The 21,129-nt window shown below is 72.2% G+C and carries 17 protein-coding genes and 2 pseudogenes; 10 read left to right on the top strand and 9 right to left on the bottom strand.

Translation table 11 applies throughout. The features are described 5' to 3' along the window. Nucleotides 1-106 precede the first annotated feature (106 nt). Both Q3Y56_RS24980 and Q3Y56_RS24975 read left to right on the top strand, forming a co-directional pair. Nucleotides 107-667 carry a glycoside hydrolase family 25 protein gene (locus tag Q3Y56_RS24980; protein WP_304464070.1) on the top strand — a complete coding sequence of 187 codons (561 nt, stop codon included), beginning with the start codon at nucleotides 107-109 and terminating at the stop codon, nucleotides 665-667. A gap of 57 nt (nucleotides 668-724) precedes the next feature. Then, a complete protein-coding gene (locus tag Q3Y56_RS24975; RefSeq protein WP_304464069.1) occupies nucleotides 725-1,033 on the top strand; it encodes a hypothetical protein in 309 nt (102 codons plus the stop codon). 46 nt (nucleotides 1,034-1,079) lie between these two features. On the opposite strand, the gene Q3Y56_RS24970 is transcribed toward Q3Y56_RS24975, so the two are convergent. The 6 genes and pseudogenes from Q3Y56_RS24970 to Q3Y56_RS24940 form a co-directional block, all read right to left on the bottom strand. Continuing rightward, nucleotides 1,080-1,298, bottom strand: coding sequence for an EF-hand domain-containing protein (locus Q3Y56_RS24970; protein ID WP_304464068.1), 219 nt, complete (start codon nucleotides 1,296-1,298; stop codon nucleotides 1,080-1,082). 70 nt (nucleotides 1,299-1,368) lie between these two features. After that, nucleotides 1,369-1,965 carry an N-acetylmuramoyl-L-alanine amidase gene (locus Q3Y56_RS24965; RefSeq protein ID WP_304464067.1) on the bottom strand — a complete coding sequence of 199 codons (597 nt, stop codon included), beginning with the start codon at nucleotides 1,963-1,965 and terminating at the stop codon, nucleotides 1,369-1,371. 412 nt (nucleotides 1,966-2,377) lie between these two features. Then, nucleotides 2,378-2,880: pseudogene (locus Q3Y56_RS24960) on the bottom strand (ATP-binding protein). A gap of 286 nt (nucleotides 2,881-3,166) precedes the next feature. After that, nucleotides 3,167-3,934 carry an enoyl-CoA hydratase/isomerase family protein gene (locus tag Q3Y56_RS24955; RefSeq protein WP_304464066.1) on the bottom strand — a complete coding sequence of 256 codons (768 nt, stop codon included), beginning with the start codon at nucleotides 3,932-3,934 and terminating at the stop codon, nucleotides 3,167-3,169. A gap of 64 nt (nucleotides 3,935-3,998) precedes the next feature. Next, nucleotides 3,999-5,123 (bottom strand): annotated as a pseudogene (locus Q3Y56_RS33580) (Ig-like domain-containing protein); the annotation flags it as partial. Nucleotides 5,124-5,369: 246 nt separating this feature from the next. Next, complete coding sequence (locus Q3Y56_RS24940; RefSeq protein ID WP_304464065.1) at nucleotides 5,370-6,596, bottom strand: Ig-like domain-containing protein; 1,227 nt, start codon at nucleotides 6,594-6,596, stop codon at nucleotides 5,370-5,372. A gap of 410 nt (nucleotides 6,597-7,006) precedes the next feature. Here Q3Y56_RS24940 and glgX point away from each other — a divergent pair, with 410 nt between their 5' ends. Genes glgX through Q3Y56_RS24925 form a run of 3 tightly spaced genes read left to right on the top strand, consistent with a single transcriptional unit; the run spans nucleotide 7,007 to nucleotide 13,230 of the window. Further along, the gene (gene glgX, locus Q3Y56_RS24935; RefSeq protein WP_304464064.1) at nucleotides 7,007-9,460 is read left to right on the top strand and encodes a glycogen debranching protein GlgX; all 2,454 of its coding nucleotides are present in this window, start codon (nucleotides 7,007-7,009) and stop codon (nucleotides 9,458-9,460) included. Nucleotides 9,461-9,511: 51 nt separating this feature from the next. Beyond that, nucleotides 9,512-11,422: an ABC transporter ATP-binding protein gene (locus Q3Y56_RS24930; protein WP_304464063.1), complete on the top strand. Its 1,911-nt coding sequence runs from the start codon at nucleotides 9,512-9,514 to the stop codon at nucleotides 11,420-11,422. Then, the gene (locus Q3Y56_RS24925; protein ID WP_304464062.1) at nucleotides 11,419-13,230 is read left to right on the top strand and encodes an ABC transporter ATP-binding protein; all 1,812 of its coding nucleotides are present in this window, start codon (nucleotides 11,419-11,421) and stop codon (nucleotides 13,228-13,230) included. Before Q3Y56_RS24930 ends, Q3Y56_RS24925 begins: the two co-directional genes overlap by 4 nt. A gap of 93 nt (nucleotides 13,231-13,323) precedes the next feature. Here the strand turns inward: Q3Y56_RS24925 and Q3Y56_RS24920 are convergent, their stop codons facing one another. Next, the gene (locus tag Q3Y56_RS24920) at nucleotides 13,324-13,683 is read right to left on the bottom strand and encodes a DUF6463 family protein (RefSeq protein WP_304464061.1); all 360 of its coding nucleotides are present in this window, start codon (nucleotides 13,681-13,683) and stop codon (nucleotides 13,324-13,326) included. 86 nt (nucleotides 13,684-13,769) lie between these two features. On the opposite strand from Q3Y56_RS24920, the gene Q3Y56_RS24915 reads away from it, so the two are divergent. From Q3Y56_RS24915 to Q3Y56_RS24905, 3 genes are read left to right on the top strand one after another with little or no spacing between them, the layout of a single operon-like run. Then, nucleotides 13,770-14,492, top strand: coding sequence for a TetR/AcrR family transcriptional regulator (locus tag Q3Y56_RS24915; protein WP_304464060.1), 723 nt, complete (start codon nucleotides 13,770-13,772; stop codon nucleotides 14,490-14,492). Further along, nucleotides 14,489-14,788: a hypothetical protein gene (locus tag Q3Y56_RS24910; RefSeq protein ID WP_304464059.1), complete on the top strand. Its 300-nt coding sequence runs from the start codon at nucleotides 14,489-14,491 to the stop codon at nucleotides 14,786-14,788. Before Q3Y56_RS24915 ends, Q3Y56_RS24910 begins: the two co-directional genes overlap by 4 nt. Continuing rightward, nucleotides 14,785-15,027 (top strand): hypothetical protein, encoded by a 243-nt coding sequence (locus Q3Y56_RS24905; protein WP_304464058.1) that lies wholly within the window; start codon nucleotides 14,785-14,787, stop codon nucleotides 15,025-15,027. Before Q3Y56_RS24910 ends, Q3Y56_RS24905 begins: the two co-directional genes overlap by 4 nt. A gap of 147 nt (nucleotides 15,028-15,174) precedes the next feature. Here the strand turns inward: Q3Y56_RS24905 and Q3Y56_RS24900 are convergent, their stop codons facing one another. Further along, entirely contained in the window at nucleotides 15,175-16,350 is a 1,176-nt protein-coding gene (locus Q3Y56_RS24900) for an alpha/beta hydrolase (RefSeq protein WP_304464057.1), read from the bottom strand. Between the two features lie 218 nt (nucleotides 16,351-16,568). Between Q3Y56_RS24900 and Q3Y56_RS24895 the strand changes: the two genes are divergently transcribed. Further along, the gene (locus Q3Y56_RS24895) at nucleotides 16,569-17,534 is read left to right on the top strand and encodes a helix-turn-helix transcriptional regulator (RefSeq protein WP_304464056.1); all 966 of its coding nucleotides are present in this window, start codon (nucleotides 16,569-16,571) and stop codon (nucleotides 17,532-17,534) included. A gap of 77 nt (nucleotides 17,535-17,611) precedes the next feature. Here the strand turns inward: Q3Y56_RS24895 and Q3Y56_RS24890 are convergent, their stop codons facing one another. Then, nucleotides 17,612-18,157: a DinB family protein gene (locus Q3Y56_RS24890; RefSeq protein ID WP_304464055.1), complete on the bottom strand. Its 546-nt coding sequence runs from the start codon at nucleotides 18,155-18,157 to the stop codon at nucleotides 17,612-17,614. A 452-nt stretch (nucleotides 18,158-18,609) separates the two neighbouring features. On the opposite strand from Q3Y56_RS24890, the gene Q3Y56_RS24885 reads away from it, so the two are divergent. Further along, entirely contained in the window at nucleotides 18,610-20,850 is a 2,241-nt protein-coding gene (locus Q3Y56_RS24885) for a M4 family metallopeptidase (protein WP_304464054.1), read from the top strand. The last annotated feature ends 279 nt before the right edge of the window (nucleotides 20,851-21,129 follow it).

Raw genomic sequence — 21,129 nt, 5'->3', positions numbered from 1 at the left:
GCGCACATGCCGCCACCACGGGCAACGACGTTGCACACCGTCTATATCCGGGCACGCTGTGTGTAAACCCCGCTCCCTTCCCACGCAGAGCCCGGGAGGCGATCGCATGCTGCGAGGCATCGACGTCAGTTCACACCAGTCCTCCACCTTCGACACCGACGGACTGTCCTTCGTGTTCGTCAAGGCCACCGAGGGCCGTTCGTACATCAACCCCAAGCAGTCCGCCCAGGCTTCGCACGCCCGGAAGGCGGGCTGCGTGGTGGGCTTCTACCACTTCCTGTGGCCGGGCAACATCGCGGCGCAGGCGCGCTACTTCGTCGAGAAGTGCGCGTCGAAGGAGGGCGACCTGCTGGCCGTCGACTGGGAGACGACCGGCTCGGGTACGCGCGCGAGCAACGCCGAGAAGGACCGGTTCATCCGGGAGGTGAAGGCGCTGCGCCCCCGCCCCACCCACAGAGTGCTGCTGTACTGCAACCGGTACTTCTGGCTGAACCACGACACCACGTCGTACGCCGGTGACGGGCTGTGGATAGCGGACTACGTGACGGCGGGCAAGCCGCGGATCAAGGCAAAGTGGCGGATCCACCAGTACACGCGCGACCCCCTGGACAAGGACGTCGCGGCGTTCGGCAGCAAGGCCGCGCTGCGGGAGTGGGCCACGTCGTAGGCCCGCCCTGGTGCTCCGGCCCGGCCGTTGTCAGTGGGTGCGCCTAGCCTCGTGGGCATGGGTTACGCAGACCTGCGCGAGCTCCAGAGCGCGCTCAGTACGGCATCGGACATCGCCTTCTCCCTGGAGGCCGCGCCCAGCGGCCATGAGGCCGACCAGCTCACCGACGCCCTGCGCCGGGCGCTGGCGGCCGCCCAGGCGCTGGGGGCCGGGCATGGCGCGACGGGGTGCGCCGAGCATCCGCGTGGCGCCGTCGACCCCTTGTACGGGGACAAGGACGACCCGCTGCCGCCCGGTTACGGGCGCTGTCTGCTGTGCAACGACCGGCGCCGGCGGGCCGGGGCGCAGCGGCGCGGCTGGCGCTGACCGGCGGCCGCGGCCCGCATGCGGTGCCGCGGCCGGCGGTTCGGGCTCAGCCCTCGTGGTTCAGGGAGGCCCAGAACTCCTCGAAGCTGAGCAGGCCGTCGTGGTCGGTGTCACGCGAGTTGATCAGGGCCTGGGCCACCGGCTCCGTGACGTACGGGTCACCCAGCTGCGCCATGACGCTCTTGTACTCGGCCGCGGTGATGAACCCGTCACCGTCCACGTCGAATCGCTCGAACGCCTTCTTGGCCGCCTCGATGTCAGCCACCTGGGCCCACCCCTTATTACTTGTGTGCTTGTTCGACAGGCACAGATTAGCGGCCCCGGCCCTCGGGCCGTCAGGCGGCGTTGACCAGCGCCATGTAGCGGTCCCAGTCCCAGTGCCTGCCGGGGTCGGTGTGGGTGGAGCCGGGCACCTCGTAGTGGCCGATGATGCGGGACCGGGTCCGGGGGATGCCGTACCGGGTGCAGATCGCGGCGGTCAGCCGGGCGGACTGCCGGTACATGACGTCGGTGAAGTACTCCGGCTTGTCGACCCAGCCCTCGTGTTCGATGCCGATGCTGCGGGTGTTGTAGGTCCAGTTCCCGGCGTGCCAGGCGATGTCCTTCTCCCGGACGAACTGGCCGATGTAGCCGTCCGCCGAGGCGAGCATGTAGTGCGCGGAGACCTTCCTGGCCGGGTCCTGGAAGATCCGCATCGCGTCCTGGAAGGTCTCCTGGGTCACATGGATGACGACGAGGTCGATCGGATAGGCCGTCGGGCGGCTGGAGGCGGTGTAGTTGGAGCTGCTGGCCGGGATCCAGTGGGTGGGGGGATACGTGGTCCCGGCGGCGGCGGTCGCGGGGGCGAGGCCGAGCGCGGCGGCGCCCAGGCCGACGCCCGAGCGGAGCAGGCCGCGCCGGGTCGGCGGGGTGTCGGTGTCGTGGGCTTCCATGGGGGGCTCCCGATTCTCGAGCACGTTGCCTCCATGCTGAGGCGCTCGACAAGGACATGCCAAGCCTGGTGACCACTGAAAGTAATCGCGCGGTGGCCTGAACCACTGAAGAACGGGAGATGGCCACATAAACGTCAGCGAGAACGGTCGTTCACTAATCATTAATAAGGCACGTGGCATAGTTCACCTTGGATCGGCTGGCGAAATGATCCGATCGAGGGGTTCTGTCCACAAATGCCGCTTTGAAAAGGGCCCACCCTGTCTGCGATAGTCGATTCCAGCGACCCCCATTGACCCGGGCTCGGTCGTCCTCCGCCGCGGATCACACCCCCTTCGATCCGCGACGCACCCGAAGAGGTCCCAGGCAGTCACCAACGGCGCCGCGGGGCCTCTTCGCGTAGGCGGGCGAACGTCAGCGGTCGATGACCCGCATCTCGAACCAGGTGGTCTTGCCGCGCGGCAGCAGATCCACGCCCCAGCGGTCGGAGAGCTTGTCCACCAGGAACAGCCCCCAGCCGCTGGTGTCCGTCAGGCGCACCGGCATCAGGCACGGCAGCCCGCGCGAGGGATCGCTGACCTCCACCCGGAGCCAGCCCCGGCGGCGGTGCATCCGCAGTCCGAACGTGCGGGCCCCGGCGTGCCGTACGGCGTTGCCGACCAGCTCGGAGACGAGCAGCACGGCGTACTCCGAGATCTCCGCGGAGAGCCCCAGCGCCGGAGGACGACCAGCTCGGTCAGCCGCCGGGCGACGGCCGCGGACTCGGAGCGGGACGACAGCCGCACCTCGTCGGCCGTCGGGTCGCCGAGCAGGTCGAGCGCCCGCGCGGTCAACTCGTCCTCGACGGACGGCGTCCGCCGCTCAGCGGCCGTCACGGCACGCTGCTGCGGCTGCTCCATTCCCTCCAAGCCCGCCATGCCCCCCATGATGGCCGCCCGCGGGGGCCTCGGTGGCGGAACCGTGGGATTCCGCACACCCGGCCCGCAGGCCCCGCACACCGGATCCGACATATGCCAGTGGCAGCCAGAGCCCCCTGGAACCCCATCTGACCAGCCATGACACGATGCGTATGAATGATCGCCCAGCGTACCGGAACCGGTCGTAGAGCAACCTTGAGGCGGTCAAAATAATTCGCCCGCACGAGGCACGGGGCGCAGCGAAGGCACTTTCGTGCGCCCCCGAGCGCCCTTAACGCGCCCTCCCCTACCGGAACTTGGCCTTGCCCGGCCCCTCCTCGACGAAGCTCCGCATGCCGATCTCGCGGTCCTCGGTCGCGAAGAGCCCGGCGAACCAGTTCCGTTCGATGGCCAGGCCGGTGTCGATGTCCGTCTCCAGGCCGGCGTCCACCGACTCCTTCGCGGCGCGCAGCGCCAGCGCCGGGCCCTGCGCCAGCTTCGCCGCCCACGCGTGCGCCTGCTCGTAGACCTCGCCGGCCGGGACGACCCGGTCCACCAGCCCGATGGTGAGCGCCTCGTCGGCCTTGACCATGCGGCCGGTGAAGATGAGGTCCTTGGCCCGCGACGGGCCGACCAGCCGGGCCAGCCGCTGGGTGCCGCCCGCGCCGGGGATCAGCCCGAGCAGGATCTCCGGCTGCCCGAGCTTGGCGTTCTCCGCGGCGATCCGGAAGTCGGCGCACAGCGCCAGTTCGCAGCCGCCGCCCAGCGCGTAGCCGGTGACGGCCGCGACGACGGGCTTGGGGATCCGGGCCACCGCGGTGAACGCGTCCTGCAGGCCACGGGACCGCGCCACCATCGCGGCGTGGTCCATGACCTGCATCTCCTTGATGTCCGCGCCGGCCGCGAACACCTTCTCCCCGCCCCAGACGACCACCGCCCGCACGTCGTCGCGGCGGGTCGCCTCCTCGGCCAGTTCGCGCAGCCGGTCCTGGGTGGCGATGTCCAGGGCGTTCATCGGGGGACGGTCCAGCCGGATGGTGCCGACGCCGTCGGCCACCTCGAGGTTCACAGTCATGGCCGCAGGTTAGCGCGCGTTCACCGTCGACCGGCAGCGTGCGTTCCCCGCGGCCACCGGACCGCTACTTCTTCCATTCCTCCCAGGACATGTTCCAGCCGTTGAGCCCGTTCTCCGGCTGGATGGTGGTGTCCTCGGAGTTCTTCACCACGACCACGTCGCCGACGATCGACTCCTTGAAGAACCAGGCGCCCGGGGTCCCGTTGTCCCCGCCGCCGCGCATGTCGCGCAGTCCCACGCAGCCGTGGCTGGCGTTGACCGAGCCGAAGGTGCCCGCGCCCGCCCAGTAGTTGCCGTGGATGAACGTGCCGGAGGTGGACAGCCGCATCGCGTGCGGTACGTCCTTGATGTCGTACTCGCCGCCGAAGCCCACGGTTTCGCCGTTCATGCGCGTCACCGGGTGCTTCTCGCTGATGACCATCTGCCCGTTGTACGTCTCGGTGCCCGGGGCGCCGGAGGTGATCGGGATCGTCTTGATGGTCTTTCCGTCGCGCTTGACCGTCATCTTCTTCGACTTGGCGTCGACGACGCTCACCTGGCTGCGGCCGACGGTGAACGTCACCGTCCTGGTCTGCGAGCCGTAGACGCCCGGGCGGCCCTCGACCCCGTCCAGGTCGAGCCGCAACGTCACCTTGGTGCCCGGCTTCCAGTACTGCTCCGGCCGGAAGTCCAGCCGGTCGTTGCCGAACCAGTGGCCCTCGATCGGCACCGACGGGGAGGCGGTGACCCGTACCGCCTTCTCCACCGCCTCGGGGGCGGTGATGCCGCGGTTGAACCGCAGCGAGACCGGCATCCCGACGCCGACCGTGGAGCCGTCCTCGGGGTGAACTGGCCGAGGAAGGTGTGCTTCGGGACCAGCGTGGTGAAGCTGGCCTGCTCGGCGGCCTCGCGGCCCTCGGAGTCCTTCGCGACCGCGTTCACCGTGTAGGTCGTGCCGGCGCCCAGGTGCCGGTCCGGGATCCAGCGCGCACCGCCGGCGGCGATCTTCCCCGGGACCTTGCGGCCCTTGGCGTCCTTGACCTCGACCGAGCTGAGCTTGCCCTTGCTCGCGGTTATCTTCAACGCGCCGCTGGTGGCCACGTCCCGCGCACCGCTCTTGGGCGCGATCGCGACCACCGCCTCGGACTGGCCGTCGGCCTTGCCGCCGTTCTTCTTGCCGCCCTTGTCGTCGGAGTCGTCCCCGCCGCACGCGGTCGTCAGCGCCAGCAGCGCCCCCAGCGGCAGCGCGATCAGCGCTCTGCGCCCCCGGGCACCGGACATCCCTGTTGCGTTCACCACGGCTTCTCCCCTTCACACGGCCCGCGGCCCCCGCGGCACCCCCGTCTCGCGCACCAGCGCGTATGGCGATAGATAACCACATCGCCTACGGGGAGAACTCCCCGAGATTGTCACCGTTCAGTCTCAAGTAAGCGCAGGTGGGGGCGCGAGGGAAAGGTCAGGGCCGGTCGTCCAGGGCGGAACCCGCGCGCCAGGCGGCCCACGGCATGTTCCAACCGCCCAGCCCGTTGTCCGGAGCGACCTGGCGTTCCCGGGAGTTGACCACCTCCACCACGTCGCCGATGAGGCTGCGGTGGTAGAACCAGCCGGCCGCGGTCTGCGGGCTGCCGCCGCGGACGTCGCGCAGTCCGATGCAGCCGTGGCTGGCGTTGGCCGCCCCGAACGTGTCCGCTTTGGCCCAGTAGTTGCCGTGTACGAAGGTTCCCGACGAGGTGAGCCGCATGGCGTGCGGCACGTCCGAGATGTCGTACTCGCCGCCGAAGCCGACCGTCGAACCGTCCATCCGCGTCTCGGCCAACTTCTCCATCACCACCATCTTGCCGTTGTACGTCTCGTGGCCGGGCGCGCCCGCGGTCACCGGCAGGACGGCCAGTACCGCGCCGTTGCGCCGTACGGTCATGGTGTGGGCGGCGGTGTCCACAGTGCTCACCTGCGAACGGCCGACGGTGAACCGCACCTTCTTGTGCTGGATGCCGTACACGCCCCGGGCGCCGCGCACATCACGCAGCCGCAGGTCGAGCGTGACCTCGGTGCCCGGCGTCCAGTACGCGCTCGGCCGGAAGTCCAGCCGCCGGTTGCCGAACCAGTGCGCCGCGACGTCGGTGCGCGGCCGCGAGGTGACCCGGATCGCGCGCTCCACCGCGGCCCGGTTGGTGATCGGCCGGTTGAAGGTGAACGAGACGATCGTGCCGGTGCCGACGGTCGCGCCGTCCTCGGGCGTGAAGTAGCCGATGAACCGGTGCGGGGGGACGACGGTGGTGAACGTGGTGTGCCGGGCGAACCGGCGGCCCCGCTCGTCGACGGCGACCGCGTTGACGGCGTACCGGGCGGCGAGCGCGAGCCGCGGGCCCGTCGGCCGCCAGGCCCGCCCGTCCACGGTCATCCGGCCGGCGACCGGCTCCGTCGTGCCGGTCTGGTCGGTGCGCGTGACCCGGACCTGCTCCAGCCGTCCGTCGGGCACCGTCACCGTCAGCCGCCCGCCGGGCGGGATGCCGCGCGCGCCGTCGTGCGGGGTGACCCGGACGACCTCCGCGGGCGGCCGGGGCGCGTCGTCGCTCCCGAAGCGGGTCAGCGAGCACCCGGCGAGCGCCACCGCCACGGCGGCCACCGCGATCGCCCGCCGCCCCGCCCGCACGTACGTCCCCCAGTTCGATCCCTTGTCCACGCCGGACCCAACGACCGCTCCCGCGCCGGGAAACGAAAGCTCCACCGGACGGAGGGCGGTGGCCAGGGCCACAGGAGTGAGGGGCGGCCCGTTCTGGGCACAACTGGGGTGAAGGACGGGACCGGATCCGCGCGGCACGGGACGCCTGCGGCGGGCCGTTCCCCTGACCCTCCCCCTACGCCCCGCGGGCGTGGGGGCCCACTTTCCCGAACCTGGGGCTCCGCCCCAGACCCGGGAGGGGTCCAGGGGTGAAACCCCTGGCTACCGGCCGCCGCGCGTCCCGGCACGCCGCCGTGGGGCACGCCGGGTCCGCTCGCGCGCCACGTGGTGCGCGAGCGGCGGTCCGGAACCGTCCGCCGCGGCCTGCCATGGGTCGCGGGCCGAGCCGCGAGCCGCCGGAGGCGACCCACATGTCGAGCGCAGCCGAGCAGGAGACAGTCCGGGACGCACCGCGGGAAGGTGCCGCGAGCCGGGAGCCGCGAGCCGCGCACGGCGGCTCGGCCGCCGACGCGACGTCGAGCACCACCGCCGACGCACCCACCGACGCGACACCAGGCACCACCACCGACGCACCCACCGCGGCGACGTCAGGCGCCATCGCCGACGCGCCCGCCCGCGTCCCCGCTCCCCGTGGCGGGGAGCCGCTCGGCGTCCCCGTGTGGCCGGGCGCTCCGCAGCCGCTGGGCGCCCGCGTGCACCTCGGGCCCGGCGGTGTCGCCGGGACCAACTTCGCACTGTGGGCGGGCGGTGCGGAGGGCGTGGAGGTGTGCCTGTTCGACGAGGAGGGCCGGGAGACCCGCTGTCCCCTGCCGGAGCGCACGCACGAGATCTGGCACGGCTTCGTCCCCGGTGCCGGGCCGGGGCTGCGGTACGGGTTCCGGGTGCACGGCCGCTGGGACCCGTGGACCGGAGCCCGCTGGAATCCGGCGAAGCTGCTGCTCGATCCGTACGCGCGGGCCGTGGACGGGGAGTTCGCGGGCCCCGGCCCCGGCGGCCGCGGCCCGCTGCCCGCCGAGGTGTACGCCCACGTACGGGACTGGCCGCAGCAGCACATCGCCGACACCGTGCGGGACGACCGCGATTCGGCCCCGTACGTCCCCAAGGGGGTGATCGTCGGCGACGACACCACCGCCGGGGCGCCCGACGAGTGGTGTGAGGACCGGCGGCCGAAGACCCCGTGGGCCGACACCGTGCTGTACGAACTCCATGTACGCGGCTTCACCATGCGCCACCCGGGTGTCCCGCCCGAACTGCGCGGCACCTACGCGGGCCTGGCGCACCCGGCCGCGCTGGAGCACCTGACCGCGCTCGGGGTGACCGCCGTCGAGCTGCTGCCGGTGCACCAGTTCGCGCACGAGGACCATCTGCTGCGCCGCGGACTGCGCAACTACTGGGGCTACAACTCCATCGGCTACTTCGCCCCGCACTCCGCGTACGCCGCCACCGGCACCCGCGGCCAGCAGGTCGGGGAGTTCCGGCGGATGGTCCGCGCCCTGCACGAGGCGGGCATCGAGGTGATCCTTGACGTCGTCTACAACCACACCGCCGAAGGCGGCGAGCTGGGCCCGACGTTCTCGCTGCGCGGCGTCGACAACCGCGGCTACTACCGGCTCCAGGGCGACGCCCGCCGCTACGCCGACTACACCGGCTGCGGCAACACCCTCCACGTCGTCCAGCCGCAGGTGCTGCGGCTGATCACCGACTCGCTGCGCTACTGGGTCACCGAAATGGGGGTCGACGGCTTCCGGTTCGACCTGGCCGCCGCGCTGGCCCGGTCCATGCACGACGTCGACATGCTCTCCCCCTTCCTCGCCGTCATCGCCCAGGACCCGGTGCTGCGGCGGGTGAAGCTGATCGCCGAGCCGTGGGACGTGGGGGCCGGGGGCTACCAGGTCGGCGCGTTCCCGCCGCTGTGGACCGAGTGGAACGACCGCTACCGCGACGCGGTACGGGACTTCTGGCGCGGCGCGCTGCCGGACGTGCGCGACCTCGGCTACCGGCTGTCGGGCTCCAGCGACCTGTACGGCTGGGGCGGCCGCGCCCCGTACGCGTCGGTCAACTTCATCACCGCGCACGACGGTTTCACCCTGCGCGACCTGGTGTCCTACGAGCACAAGCACAACGAGGCCAACGGCGAGGACAACCGCGACGGCACCAACGACAACCGCTCCTGGAACTGCGGCGCCGAGGGCGAGACGGACGACCCGGAGGTCACCGCGCTGCGCCGCCGGCAGGTGCGCAACCTCCTCACCACGCTGCTGCTGTCCACCGGCGTGCCGATGCTGGTCGCGGGCGACGAGATGGGGCGTACGCAGGGCGGCAACAACAACGCGTACTGCCAGGACAACGCGGCGAGCTGGGTCGACTGGTCGCTGCTGCGGGAGGACGGCGGGCGGGAACTGGCCCGGCTCACCGCACGGCTGATCGCGCTGCGCCGGGCGCACCCGGTGCTGCGCCGCCGCGCGTTCTTCTCCGGCCGCCCGCAGACCCCGGATGGGCTGCGGGACCTGGCGTGGTTCACGGCGCACGGGCGGGAGATGACCGAGGCGGACTGGTACGCGCCGGTCGGCGCGCTGGGCATGTATCTGTCGGGGCGGGACATTCCGCAGACGGACGAGCGGGGGGTCCCGGTCACCGATGACAGCTTCCTGGCGATCTGGCACGCGGGGGCGGAACCGGTCTCCTTCACGCTGCCGGGGCCGCCGTGGGCGGACGCGTACGAGGTCCTGGTGGACACCGCGCGGGAGGACGGCGGGGCGGCGGGGCCCGAGCAGCGGCACCCGGCGGGCGCGGAGATACGGCTGCCGGGACGCTCGGCACTGCTGCTGAGAGCGGTTCCGCCTCCGGGACCAGGCAGGTCCTAGGCCGAAAAACCGAGTGAGCGGTGTCAGTGCCGAACCGTAGTCTCGGTGCTGATGTCTGCGACCAGTGAAGGCAACCAGGAGACCGGGTCCCGGTCCGCCGTGCGCTCGCTGCTGCGCCTGTGGCCGTACGTACGCCCCGTGCGGGCGCGGCTGTTCACGGCGGCGGGTGTGGCGATCGTCGCGTCCTGCCTGAGCCTGGTGATCCCGCTCGTCCTGAAGTGGCTGGTGGACGGGCCGGTGGCCGACCGCGACCCGGGCGGGGTGTGGCTGGGCGGCGCCCTGCTGCTGGGGCTGGGGCTCGCCGAGGCGCTGCTGTTCGGGCTGCGCCGATGGCTGGTGGCGCGTCCGCTGGCGGGCGTCGAGGCGGCGATGCGCGCCGACCTGTACCGCCGTCTGCAGCGGCTGCCGGTCTCCTTCCACGACCGCTGGCCGTCCGGTCAGCTGCTGTCGCGGGCGACGACGGACCTGATGCTGCTGCGGCTCTTCCTGGCCTTCCCGATGACCTTCCTGGTGGTCAACGGCGCCACCATCCTGGTCGGTTTCGCGATCCTGCTGACGCAGGACTGGGCGCTGGGCCTGGTGCTGCTGGGGCCGGTCGTCCCGCTGGTCATCCTGTGCTCGCTGTTCGAGACGCGGTACTCGGCGGTGGCGCGCACCGCCCAGGACCAGCTGGGCGATCTGACCACGGTCGTCGAGGAGGGCGTCCTCGGCATCCGCATCATCAAGGGGTTCGGGCGGCACCGCGCGCAGGCCCGCGCCTTCCACTCGCTGTCGCACCGGCTGCGCACCACCGAACTGCGCAAGGCCCGCCTGCTCGCCACCCTGTGGGCCCTGATCATGGCGCTGCCGGAGCTGGCGATCGGCGCGGCCCTGGTGCTGGGGACGGTGCGGGTCGCCGACGGCGACCTGTCGGCGGGCACCCTGGTCGGCTTCCTGTCGACGGCGCTGGCGCTGCGCTGGCCCGTGGAGTCGATCGGCTTCCTCCTGGCGATCAGCCAGGACGCGGCCAACGCGGCGGACCGGTACTTCGAGGTGATGGACGAGCCGCCGGCGGCGGACGAGGACGGGGACGGACAGCGGTCCCCCGGCGGGAAGCGGCTGGGCGGCGGTGGACAGCACTCCCCCGGCGGGAAGCGGCTGGACGGCGAGGGCGCGAGCACCGGCGGCGGAGCGAGGTTCGAGCCCGCGAGCACCGGCGGCGGACTGCGGTTCGAGGGCGTCGAGTTCCGTTACGCGGACGCGCCCGACGGCGATCCGCCGGTGCTGCGCGGCATCGACCTGCACATACGGCAGGGCGAGTCCATGGCGCTGGTCGGCGCGACCGGCTCCGGCAAGACCACGCTGACCGCGCTGGTGCCCCGGCTGCACGAGGCGACCGGCGGCCGGATCACCGTCGACGGCCGGGACATCACCGCCATGTGCCGGGACGACCTGCGCACGCTGGTCTCGGTCGCGTTCGAGGAGCCCACCCTGTTCTCGGCGACGGCCGGGGAGAACGTGCTGATGGGCGCGGCGGACGGCGGGCCGGAGGATCTGTCCCGGGCGCTGGCGGTGGCCCAGGCCGACTTCGTCCACGCGTTGCCGGACGGTACGGACACGAAGGTCGGCGAGCAGGGGCTGAGTCTGTCGGGCGGTCAGCGGCAGCGGCTGGCGCTGGCCCGCGCCGTCGTGGGCCGGCCGCGCTTCCTGGTGCTGGACGATCCGCTGTCCGCGCTGGACGTGCACACCGAGGCGCTGGTCGAGGCCGCGCTGCGGGAGGTGCTGACGGACACCACGGCGCTGATCGTCGCGCACCGGCCGTCCACGGTGCTGCTCGCCGACCGGGTGGCACTGCTGTCGGAGGGCCGGATAGCGGCGGTCGGCACGCATCAGGAACTGCTGCGGAACAGCGCGGAGTACCGGCTGCTGATGTCCGGCGCCGCCGAGGCCGCGACCGGCCTCGAGGGAGGAGCGGCACGATGACGACCGGCGCCGAGACCACCGATCCGTTCGACCAGGACGCGCTGCCCGCGCCCAAGGGCGCCGCCCGCGCCCTGCTGTGGTCGCTGCTCGCCCCGCGCCGCGCCCGGGTCTGGCTGGGCGCCGTGCTGCTGCTCCTCCAGCAGGCCGCGGTCCAGGCGGGCCCGCTGCTGGTGGCATACGCCATCGACCGGGCCGTACCCGCCTACCGCGACGGCGACCACGGCCCCCTGATCGCCGTCGGGGCGGTGTACCTGGGCAGCGCCGCGGCGTCCGGGCTGCTGCAGTACGCGTTCATCCGCACCTCGGCCCGGGTCGGCCAGGACGTCCTGCTGGATCTGCGCGGCCGGATCTTCCGGCACGCGCAGGCGCTCAGCGTCGACTTCCACGAGCGCTACACCTCCGGGCGGCTGATATCGCGTGCCACCACGGATGTGGAGTCGCTGCGCGAGCTGGTCAACGAGGGCCTGGAAGAGCTGGTGGGCGTCGTGGTGTCCGTGGTGTACATCTCGCTGACGCTGCTCTACCTGGACTGGGGGCTCGGCGGCGCCGCCGTGCTGTCGTTCTGGCCGCTGTACCTGCTCATACGGCTCTTCGACCGCCGTTCCAAGCGGGTCTACCGCAAGCGGTCCACGGCCATCGCCGCGGTGATCGTGAAGTTCACCGAGACGATGAACGGGATCCGGCCGGTGCAGGCGTTCCGCCGCGAGCGGTCCAACGAGGCGCACTTCGACGAGCTGAACCGCCGGCACGAGCGGATCAACGGCGACTCCATCCTGGAGATGGCCCGCTACGTGGTCGGCTCGCGGCTGGTGGCCAACGTCGCGCTGGCCGCCATCGTGCTGTGGGGCGCCTACCGCGTCGCCGCCGGCGACCTGGCGCTGGGCGTGCTGGCCGCCGCGGCGCTGTATCTGCGCCGGCTGTACGACCCGATCGACCGGCTCGGGATGTTCCTCAACTCCTACCAGTCGGCCGCCGCCTCACTGGAGAAGATCGCGGGTCTGCTGGCGCAGCGGCCGTCCGTTCCGGAGCCGGAGCGGCCGCGTCCGCTGCCGGAGCGCCGGGGTGGACTGCCGGGCCGGGAGGTCGTCTTCGAGGGCGTGCGGTTCGCGTACCGCACCGGCGGCGAGGTGCTGCCGCCCTTCGACCTGACGCTTCCGGCGGGGCAGACGGTGGCGGTGGTCGGCTCGACGGGGGCGGGCAAGTCCACCCTCGCCAAGCTGCTGGCCCGGTTCTACGACCCGACATCGGGCCGGGTGCTGCTGGACGGCGTGGACCTGCGCGAGCTGGCCGTGCCGGAACTGCGGCGCGGGGTGGTGATGGTGACGCAGGAGGCGTTCCTGTTCTCCGGCACGGTGGCGGACAACATCGCCATAGGCCGCCCGGACGCCACCCGGGCCGACATCGAGCGGGCGGCGAAGGCCATCGGCGCGCACGACTTCATCACCGCGCTGCCGGACGGCTACGACACGGACGTACGCAAGCGCGGCGGCCGGATCTCGGCGGGCCAGCGGCAGCTCGTGGCCTTCGCCCGCGCGCTGCTGGCGGACCCGGCGGTGCTGATCCTGGACGAGGCGACGTCGTCGCTGGACATCCCGGGCGAACGGGCCGTGCAGCGGGCCATGCACACCGTGCTCAGCGGCCGTACGGCCGTGGTCATCGCGCACCGCCTGTCGACGGTGGAGATCGCGGACCGGGTCCTGGTGATGGCGGACGGCCGCGTGGTGGAGGACGGCACCCCGGCGGAACTCATCGCGGACGAGGGCCGCTTCGCGGGCCTGCACAAGGCGTGGCGGGACAGCCTGGTCTGAACGCTCTTCGGGCAGCGGGCGGCCGTGGACGACGTTCCTCGTCATGAAGAGGGCCTCGAAGTCCAGGCCGACGGCGGCATGGTCGGCGCGCCGTCACGCCGCGCTGTCCCGCCGGGCCGCGATCAGGGCCAGTACGCCGAGCACGATCAGTCCGGGCGCGCCGGACACGGGATAGAGGATCTGCAGCGGCACTCCGATGGAGAGCAGGTACCAGCCCAGCTGCGCCGGGAGCCTGCCGGTCTCGCGGACGATATGGCCGCTCAGGGTGCCCAGGCCCAGGAGGCCGAACCCGGCGAGGAAGAACCACATCTCGTACTCGCGCAGCGGTTCCCCGGGGGCGGCGTTCCACAGTCCGTCGCGGGCCATGTCGTCGAAGGTGCTCGAGGCGATCAGTGAGACCGCGAAGTGCAGTGCGGCCAGCCCGATCACCAGCCGGGGAATCCATCGCGTCATCGTCGACTTCTCCCACGTCCTCATGCTGTTTCCCCCATTCACTCCGTACACCCCTGTACGGAGTGACCATACAGTACTGTACGGACATGGCGAGAAGGCACCTCACCCCCCAGGACTGGTCGACCGCGGCGCTGCGCGCGATGGCACGCGGCGGCGTCGCCGCGGTGTCGGTCAACGCGCTCGCGGGCGAGCTGGGGGCGACCCGGGGCAGCTTCTACTGGCACTTCGCGGACCGCGACGCGCTCCTGAAGGCCGCGCTCGAGATGTGGGAGCAGGTCCACACCGCGGCCACGATCGCGGAGTTGGGCGACATCGCCGATCCGCGGCAGCGGCTGGCAGCCCTGTTCTCCACCGCCCTGGGAGAGGAGCACATCAACGGCCTGGAGCCCGCGATCGTCGCCCACGCCGACCACCCGGCCGTCGCCCCGGTCCTGCGCCGGGTCACCGAGCGGCGGATCGCCTACCTCACGGACCTCTACGCCGACCTGGGCCTGGCCGCCGCCCCCGCCCGACGCCAGGCGGTCACCACGTACGCCGCCTACCTCGGCTGGCTCGAACTGCGCCGCTGCGCCCCCGACATCGTGCCCGAGGTCGCCACCACCGGGGCCACCGCCACCGCCGCGCTCGACCACCTCGTCACCGAGCTGTCCCGAGGGGGCACTGAGCGGCCCCCACCAAAGGACCCCGGGAAGGGGCATCCCCCTCGGGAGGAGTACCCCCTCGCGAGGAGCATCCGCCTCATGGCGGATCCGCCTCGTTCTGTGGTGGGTCGCCGGGGCCACCACCGCGACATACGTTCAGGCGCATGAGCGTTGAAGCCCAGTCAGCCGTCGCGGCCGGTGTCATCGCGCCCCCGCCCCGGTGGGCGCGCGTCGCCGCCCACCTGGCGGTGGCGAGCACCGTCCCGTCCAGCCTGTGGCGGGCGGCCCTGGCACTGGGCGTCCCACTGGGGGTCGGCGAGCAGGAGTTGCTGGAGAACTACCACTCTCCCGGTTGGGGCACGGTGTACATGCTCGGCCTCAGCGCGCTCGTCGAGTGCCTCGCCTACCTCACCCTCGGCCTCGTGCGGCCGTGGGGGAGGTGGTCCCGCGGTGGATTCCGGTGATCGGCGGCAGAGCCGTCCGCCCGATGGCCGCGGTGATCCCCGCGGCGGTCGGTGCCGGGATCCTCACCCTGCTGTGGTGGTCGCAGGTGGTCGTGATCCTCTTCGTACCGCATGAGCACGACGCACCGTACGGCGGATACCGCGCCTTCGCGCTGGCCTGTTACGCGCCGCTGCTGCTGTGGGGCCCGCTGCTGGCCGCCGTCACGGTGTCCTACCACCGGCGGCACCGCACGGCATGACACCGCCGGTGGGCGGGCTTCGCATCGCGCTGCCTCAGTGCGCGGGCAGGTGCCGGGCGAAGAACGAGCGGACGTGGCCGCGGACCGCGGGCACCGAATCCGCCGGGTCGGCGGCGCCGACCAGGGCGGTCCGGTCGGCGGCGGTCATCAGCCCGGCGGCCTGCAACTGGGGTGCGATGGCGGCGTAGTCGGTGAACACCCAGTGCGTGGCGTTGCCGAGCTGCCGCCTGCTGACACGGCCCCGCGGGTGGGCGAGGACGGCCGACCAGGAGCGGTCGAACCGTTCGTCGCGGAAGCCGTCGGTTCCCAGCAGGAGGAGCGGCCGGTCCACTCCGTACCGGGCGATCGGGAACAGCTCCCCGGCCGGCCGTTCTCGTCCGGTGGGTAGTCCAGATAGCCCTCCAGGTCGACCGCCGCGCCGATGCGGCGGTCCTCGTACATCGCCTCGGCCACGGCGGTGCCGCCCGCCGAGTGGCCGTACACGCCCACGCGTCGCAGATCCAGCGCACGGTCGAGGCTCTCCGGCAGGGGGCGTCCCGCCGCGTCCGGGTTCCGGCCGGCCGCCAGCGCCGCCAGCCGGTCCAGCACGAAGGCGAGGTCCGCGACCCGGGTGTCGATCATCGTGCGGAACTGCTCCGGCGTGGGCGGTGCGAAGAAGACGGTCTCACGGACCTGTCCCCGTCCCGCCCGCTCGTTCGGGAACTCCACCTCACTGGCGTCGCCGGGGTGGTCGACGGCCACCACCACCCAGCCGTGGCTCGCCAGTTCCTCGGCGAGTGAGGTGCCCACGGTGCGCGGGTCGCCGCCGCCCGGGCTGTAGAGCAGCACCGGTCGCCGCACGGGCTGCGCGGGCGCGTCCGTGTGCGCGTGGGTCATGGTGGCGGCCCAGTTCACGCCCGCCGTCGGCAGGTGGCGCATGGGGACGTCGATCTGCGGGAACAGCCGCACGGCACCCGCGCTGATCTGCGGCGCGACCGGGTAGCCGCGCACGGTGCGGGCCGGGTAGAACACCGTGGCCATCACCTCCCGGACGGGGATCGCGGGCTGCCACGGGTCCCGCCTGCCCTTGTCGACCAGATACAGCGTGGTGGCCCCGACCCGGTGCCGGCCGGTCGGCGCGGGCAGCCGTACGGTGACGCCGCCGGCCGACCGCGCCCGCGAGCGGGCCGCGGCCTGCGCCCGGGCGGCGTCCGCGGTCCGTGCCCGTGTGCCGTCCGCCTGCGCCCGTGCCGCGCCGGTGCCGCCCGCGAGCAGCAGACCGGCGGCGGCCGCGGCCGCCGCGGCCCCCGCGGCCGACCTGGCCACGGTCCGCCGGGACACCATGCGCCGACCGTCCGTGCGCCGACCCTCCGTCCGCTGCCCCTCCGTGCGCCGACCCTCCGTCCACCCGTACCTCTCGCCCGTCATCGCTCTCCCCTTGTGCCGTTGTGACGTCGGCCCTTGCGTTCTCGGGCCCGGGTCGAATGCTGGTATCAACGGGAAGCGGGGGCGATGGTTCAGGCCCTGCCCGAAACGATGGCGCGGCGCAGGCGGGGGCAGTAGTGATCCGGATCCATTTCACGGCCGCGGACTTCGCCCGCGTCCGTTTCGCGTCCCGCCCGGCGCCGCTGCAGGCGCTGAACACGGCCTTCATGCAGATGTCCCACCCCCACGACGCGCTGCTCTTCGGCCGCTGGCGGCAGCGGTTCCTGCGATCCTTGCCGGCCGCCGTCGAGCCGTTGGCCGATCTGGTCCCGGCGGGGGAGGCCCCGGCGTTCCTGGACGTGTTCGGCGACACCCTCACCGAGGGGCTGGACGCCGTCCGCGCCGCGCCTCCGGACCGGGTCCGCGCCGAGCTCGAGCGGGTCTACGCCCGCCACGCGCTCCCGGCCCCGCCCTGGATCCGCGACCTGCACCGGGGTGACGCGGACGCCTGGCAGCTCCTCCGCCGCGCCCAGCACGCGGCCTTCGAGACGGCGCTGCGCCCCGTATGGCCGCTGGTGCAGGACCTGCACCAGGCGGAGTTCACCCGCCACGCCCTGGCCGTGGCCGAGCACGGCATCGGCGCCGCGCTCGCCGAACTCGTTCCGGGGGCCCGCCTGCACGAGGGCACCTGGGAGCTCAAAGCGCCCCTCGAGCGGAACATCACGCTGCGCGGTCGCGGCGTCGTCCTCGTCCCCACCTTCCACTGGACCGGCCACCCCCTCATCGCCGACCTGCCCGACCGCCCCCTGCACCTGACCTATCCGGCGGGCCCGGGCCTCCCCCTCACACCGACCGGGGCCGACGGCACGGCCGACGCGCTGGCGGAGGTCCTGGGCCGCACCCGCTTCGAGACCCTGCTGCTGCTCGCCGAGGAGCACACCACGACCGGGCTCGCCCGGCGCCTGGGCGTCAGCAACGCCACCGCCTCGGCCCACGCCAGCGCCCTGCGCGGCGCGGGCCTGATCACCACGGTCCGCACCGGACGCTCGGTCCTGCACCAGCGAACCGCACTGGGCAGCCTGCTGGTACGGCGCCGAGGCTGAGCGCGGCGGAACCCGGGGCGCGAACCGGCTGAGAAGCTCCAGGTCGGCAGCCCTGCCCAAACGACCTCGGCCGTCACCTACTCCCCCACCCGCCCGTCCGCCAGTTCCCGCGCCACGTCCAGCTGCCCCGCGTGCCTGGCGTACTCCTGGAGGACGTGGAAGAGGATCCAGCCCAGGGTCGGCGCGTCCGCCTCCGTCGGGAAGCGGCCGCCGGTGCGGGCGCGTTGCTCGGTGGGGACGCCCGCGACCAGTTCGCGGGACCGGGCGCACTGCGCGTGGAAGTCCGCCCGCACGTCCTCGGCCGACTCCTCGGGCGCCACGTGCCAGCGGTCGTCCGGGCCCCGGTCGCCCCACGCGTCCGCCATCGGCTCCGCCGCGAAACCCCACTGGAACCAGCGGCGTTCGACCCACGTGAGGTGCTTGAGCAGCTCCAGCGGGGTCCAGCCGGAGGGCAGTGCGCTGTGGCGCAATACGTGTTCCGGGAGGCCCGCCAGCTTTCGGAGCACCACGGACCGGTAGTAGTCGAGGTACGCGTCCAGCAGTTCTCGCGGATCGGCGAGCGAGATCGGGGGCTCGGAGCGCGAAGCCCAGGATTCCGGGCGGGAGTTGGCGATGTCGGTCATGGACTGATCGTACGGAGCCCGTGGGCGGCGTCGGGGGAGTTCGTGATCACAACCCCGGTTCGTTATGCGAACACCACTGTTGTATCAACGAACAGTTTCCGGCCAAGTTTTTGTCGCGCTCCTGACATTCACTGGTGCGGGGTGGCACTCTTCCCTCGGCCGACGCACAGCATCCCCCACAGCCTGCCGCCGCGCGTCGGAGATCTTCCGCGTCTTTGCGCAACGCACCTCCCGTGCCCTCGCGCACACCCCGTGCCATTCGGCACACCCGTGCCGCTCGGCACACCTCCCCCACGTGTTCTGCCTCGCTCGGCCCGGACGGCGCCCCAGCCGACCGGTGTTGGCCGGTCCGCGTATCCAGCGCGGCCACCGCAGAAGGAGTCAGCGTGAGATCCACCCCCCATAGATCCACCCCCCATCGGCGCGCCACCGCGGTCGGCGCACTCGTCGCCGTGACCGCCCTGCTCGCCGTCGGCACGGCCACGGGCGCCGCGTCCGCCCGGCCCGACGACGACGCCGGCGCACGCACCACCCCCGCCTCGGGCACGATCATCGCCAAGGCGGACCCCGGCGCCCTGCCCGCGAAGCTGTCCCCCGCGCAGCGGGCGGAGCTGATCCGCGAGGCCAACGCGACCAAGGCGGACACCGCCAAGGCGCTGGGCCTGGGCGCCAAGGAGAGGCTGGTCGTCAAGGACGTCATCAAGGACGTCGACGGCACCACGCACACGCGCTACGAGCGCACCTACGCCGGCCTGCCGGTGCTCGGCGGCGACCTCGTCGTCGACGAGAGCAGGAGCGGCAAGGTCGAGACCGTCTCCAAGGCCACCAAGGCCCGAGTGAAGGTCGCCTCCACCACGCCCGCGGTCGCGCCCGCGACCGCCGAGAAGGCCGCGGTCAAGCGTGCCCGCGCCCAGGGCTCGAAGGACACCCGGGCCGCCAAGGCGCCCCGGAAGGTGGTCTGGGCGGCCAAGGGCACGCCCGTCCTGGCCTGGGAGACCGTCGTGGGCGGGCTCCAGGAGGACGGCACGCCCAACGAGCTGCACGTCATCACCGACGCCACCACCGGCGCGAAGCTCTTCGAGTACCAGGGCATCAAGGAGGGCACCGGCAACAGCCAGTACAGCGGCCAGGTGACCATCGGCACCGCCCCCTCGTACACGATGACGGACACCGGCCGCGGCAACCACAAGACGTACGACCTGAAGCACGGCACGTCGGGCACCGGCACGCTGTTCACCGACGCGGACGACACCTGGGGCGACGGCACGCCGTCCAACGCCCAGACCGCCGGCGTCGACGCGCACTACGGCGCGGGCCTCACCTGGGACTACTACAAGAACGTGCACGGCCGGTCGGGCATCCGCGGCGACGGCGTCGGCGCGTACTCCCGGGTGCACTACGGCAACAACTACGTCAACGCCTTCTGGTCCGACGACTGCTTCTGCATGACCTACGGCGACGGCTCGGGCAACACCCACCCGCTGACCTCCATCGACGTCGCCGCGCACGAGATGACGCACGGCGTCACCTCCGCCACGGCCGACCTCACCTACAGCGGCGAGTCCGGCGGTCTCAACGAGGCCACCTCCGACATCTTCGCCGCCGCGGTGGAGTTCAACGCGAACAACAGCAAGGACGTCGGCGACTACCTCGTCGGCGAGAAGATCGACATCAACGGCGACGGCACCCCGCTGCGCTACATGGACAAGCCCAGCAAGGACGGCGCGTCCAAGGACAGCTGGTACTCGGGCATCGGCGGCATCGACGTCCACTACTCGTCCGGCCCCGCCAACCACTGGTTCTACCTGGCCTCCGAGGGCAGCGGCGCCAAGGTCATCAACGGCGTCAGCTACAACAGCCCGACCTCCGACGGACTGCCCGTCACCGGCATCGGCCGGGCCAACGCCGAGAAGATCTGGTTCAAGGCGCTGACCCAGCGGATGCAGTCCAACACCAACTACGCGGGTGCGCGCGAGGCGACACTGTGGGCGGCGGGCGAGCTGTTCGGCGTGGGCAGCGCCACGTACAACAACGTGGCCAACGCCTGGGCCGGCATCAACGTCGGCTCCCGCGTCTCCAACGGCGTCACGGTCACCCCGCCCGGTGACCAGACCTCCATCGTCAACCAGGCCGCGAGCCTCCAGATCAAGGCGACCAGCACCAACGCGGGCGCCCTGTCCTACGCGGCCACCGGGCTGCCCACCGGGCTGTCGATCAACGCCTCGACCGGCCTGATCTCCGGCACCCCGACCACCACCGGCACCAGCAGCGTGACGGTCACGGTGACGGACTCCGCGCGCCAGACCGGCACCGCCTCCTTCAAGTGGACCGTCAACACCACCGGCGGCGGCAACGTCTTCGAGAGCACCACCGACGTCGCCATCCCGGACGCGGGCGCCGCGGTGTACTCGCCGATCACCGTCAGCCGGTCCGGCAACGCGCCCTCCACCCTCCAGGTGGCCGTGGACATCGTGCACACCTACCGCGGTGACCTGGTCATCGACCTGGTGGCGCCGGACGGCACGACCTACCGGCTGAAGAACTCCAGCACCTCGGACTCGGCCGACAACGTCCAGGCGACGTACACCGTCAACGCCTCCTCGGAGGCCGCGAGCGGCACCTGGAAGCTCAAGGTCCAGGACGTCTACTCGATCGACACCGGCTACATCAACAGCTGGAAGCTGACCTTCTAAGCCCTTCCGGGCCCAGGTAGGCCCTTCCGGCCATCTGTGACCCAGGCGCCGCCCAAGGTGACCCGACTCCCTTGGGCGGCGCCTGCTGTTCTCCCCTCCCGTGTTCGCCCCTCCGGCGTCTTACCGGAAGGCGTCCGGTATACGGAGGCCCGATGGTCGGCAGCGGACAATTTCCGGCCGTCCTCCCGTAAGACGCGTGACATGTACGCCTCTTGTGTGACAGTCTGCCCACGAACTTTGCACCCGCACCTCATGTTTCGGGCCGGCCGGCGCTTCCCT

It is taken from the genome of Streptomyces sp. XD-27 (assembly GCF_030553055.1).
GTDB lineage: Bacteria > Actinomycetota > Actinomycetes > Streptomycetales > Streptomycetaceae > Streptomyces.
Note: the sequence above shows the minus strand (reverse complement) of the source record. Positions and strands in the feature narration are given on the sequence as shown.

Excerpts from the sequence above, each read along its gene's own strand:
- Q3Y56_RS24980 (WP_304464070.1), top strand. The coding sequence starts at position 107 with ATGCTGCGAGGCATCGACGTCAGTTCACACCAGTCCTCCACCTTCGAC.
- Q3Y56_RS24975 (WP_304464069.1), top strand. The coding sequence starts at position 725 with ATGGGTTACGCAGACCTGCGCGAGCTCCAGAGCGCGCTCAGTACGGCA.
- Q3Y56_RS24965 (WP_304464067.1), bottom strand. The coding sequence starts at position 1,965 with ATGGAAGCCCACGACACCGACACCCCGCCGACCCGGCGCGGCCTGCTC.
- Q3Y56_RS24955 (WP_304464066.1), bottom strand. The coding sequence starts at position 3,934 with ATGACTGTGAACCTCGAGGTGGCCGACGGCGTCGGCACCATCCGGCTG.
- glgX (WP_304464064.1), top strand. The coding sequence starts at position 7,007 with ATGTCGAGCGCAGCCGAGCAGGAGACAGTCCGGGACGCACCGCGGGAA.
- Q3Y56_RS24930 (WP_304464063.1), top strand. The coding sequence starts at position 9,512 with ATGTCTGCGACCAGTGAAGGCAACCAGGAGACCGGGTCCCGGTCCGCC.
- Q3Y56_RS24925 (WP_304464062.1), top strand. The coding sequence starts at position 11,419 with ATGACGACCGGCGCCGAGACCACCGATCCGTTCGACCAGGACGCGCTG.
- Q3Y56_RS24920 (WP_304464061.1), bottom strand. The coding sequence starts at position 13,683 with ATGACGCGATGGATTCCCCGGCTGGTGATCGGGCTGGCCGCACTGCAC.
- Q3Y56_RS24915 (WP_304464060.1), top strand. The coding sequence starts at position 13,770 with ATGGCGAGAAGGCACCTCACCCCCCAGGACTGGTCGACCGCGGCGCTG.
- Q3Y56_RS24910 (WP_304464059.1), top strand. The coding sequence starts at position 14,489 with ATGAGCGTTGAAGCCCAGTCAGCCGTCGCGGCCGGTGTCATCGCGCCC.
- Q3Y56_RS24900 (WP_304464057.1), bottom strand. The coding sequence starts at position 16,350 with ATGGTGTCCCGGCGGACCGTGGCCAGGTCGGCCGCGGGGGCCGCGGCG.
- Q3Y56_RS24890 (WP_304464055.1), bottom strand. The coding sequence starts at position 18,157 with ATGACCGACATCGCCAACTCCCGCCCGGAATCCTGGGCTTCGCGCTCC.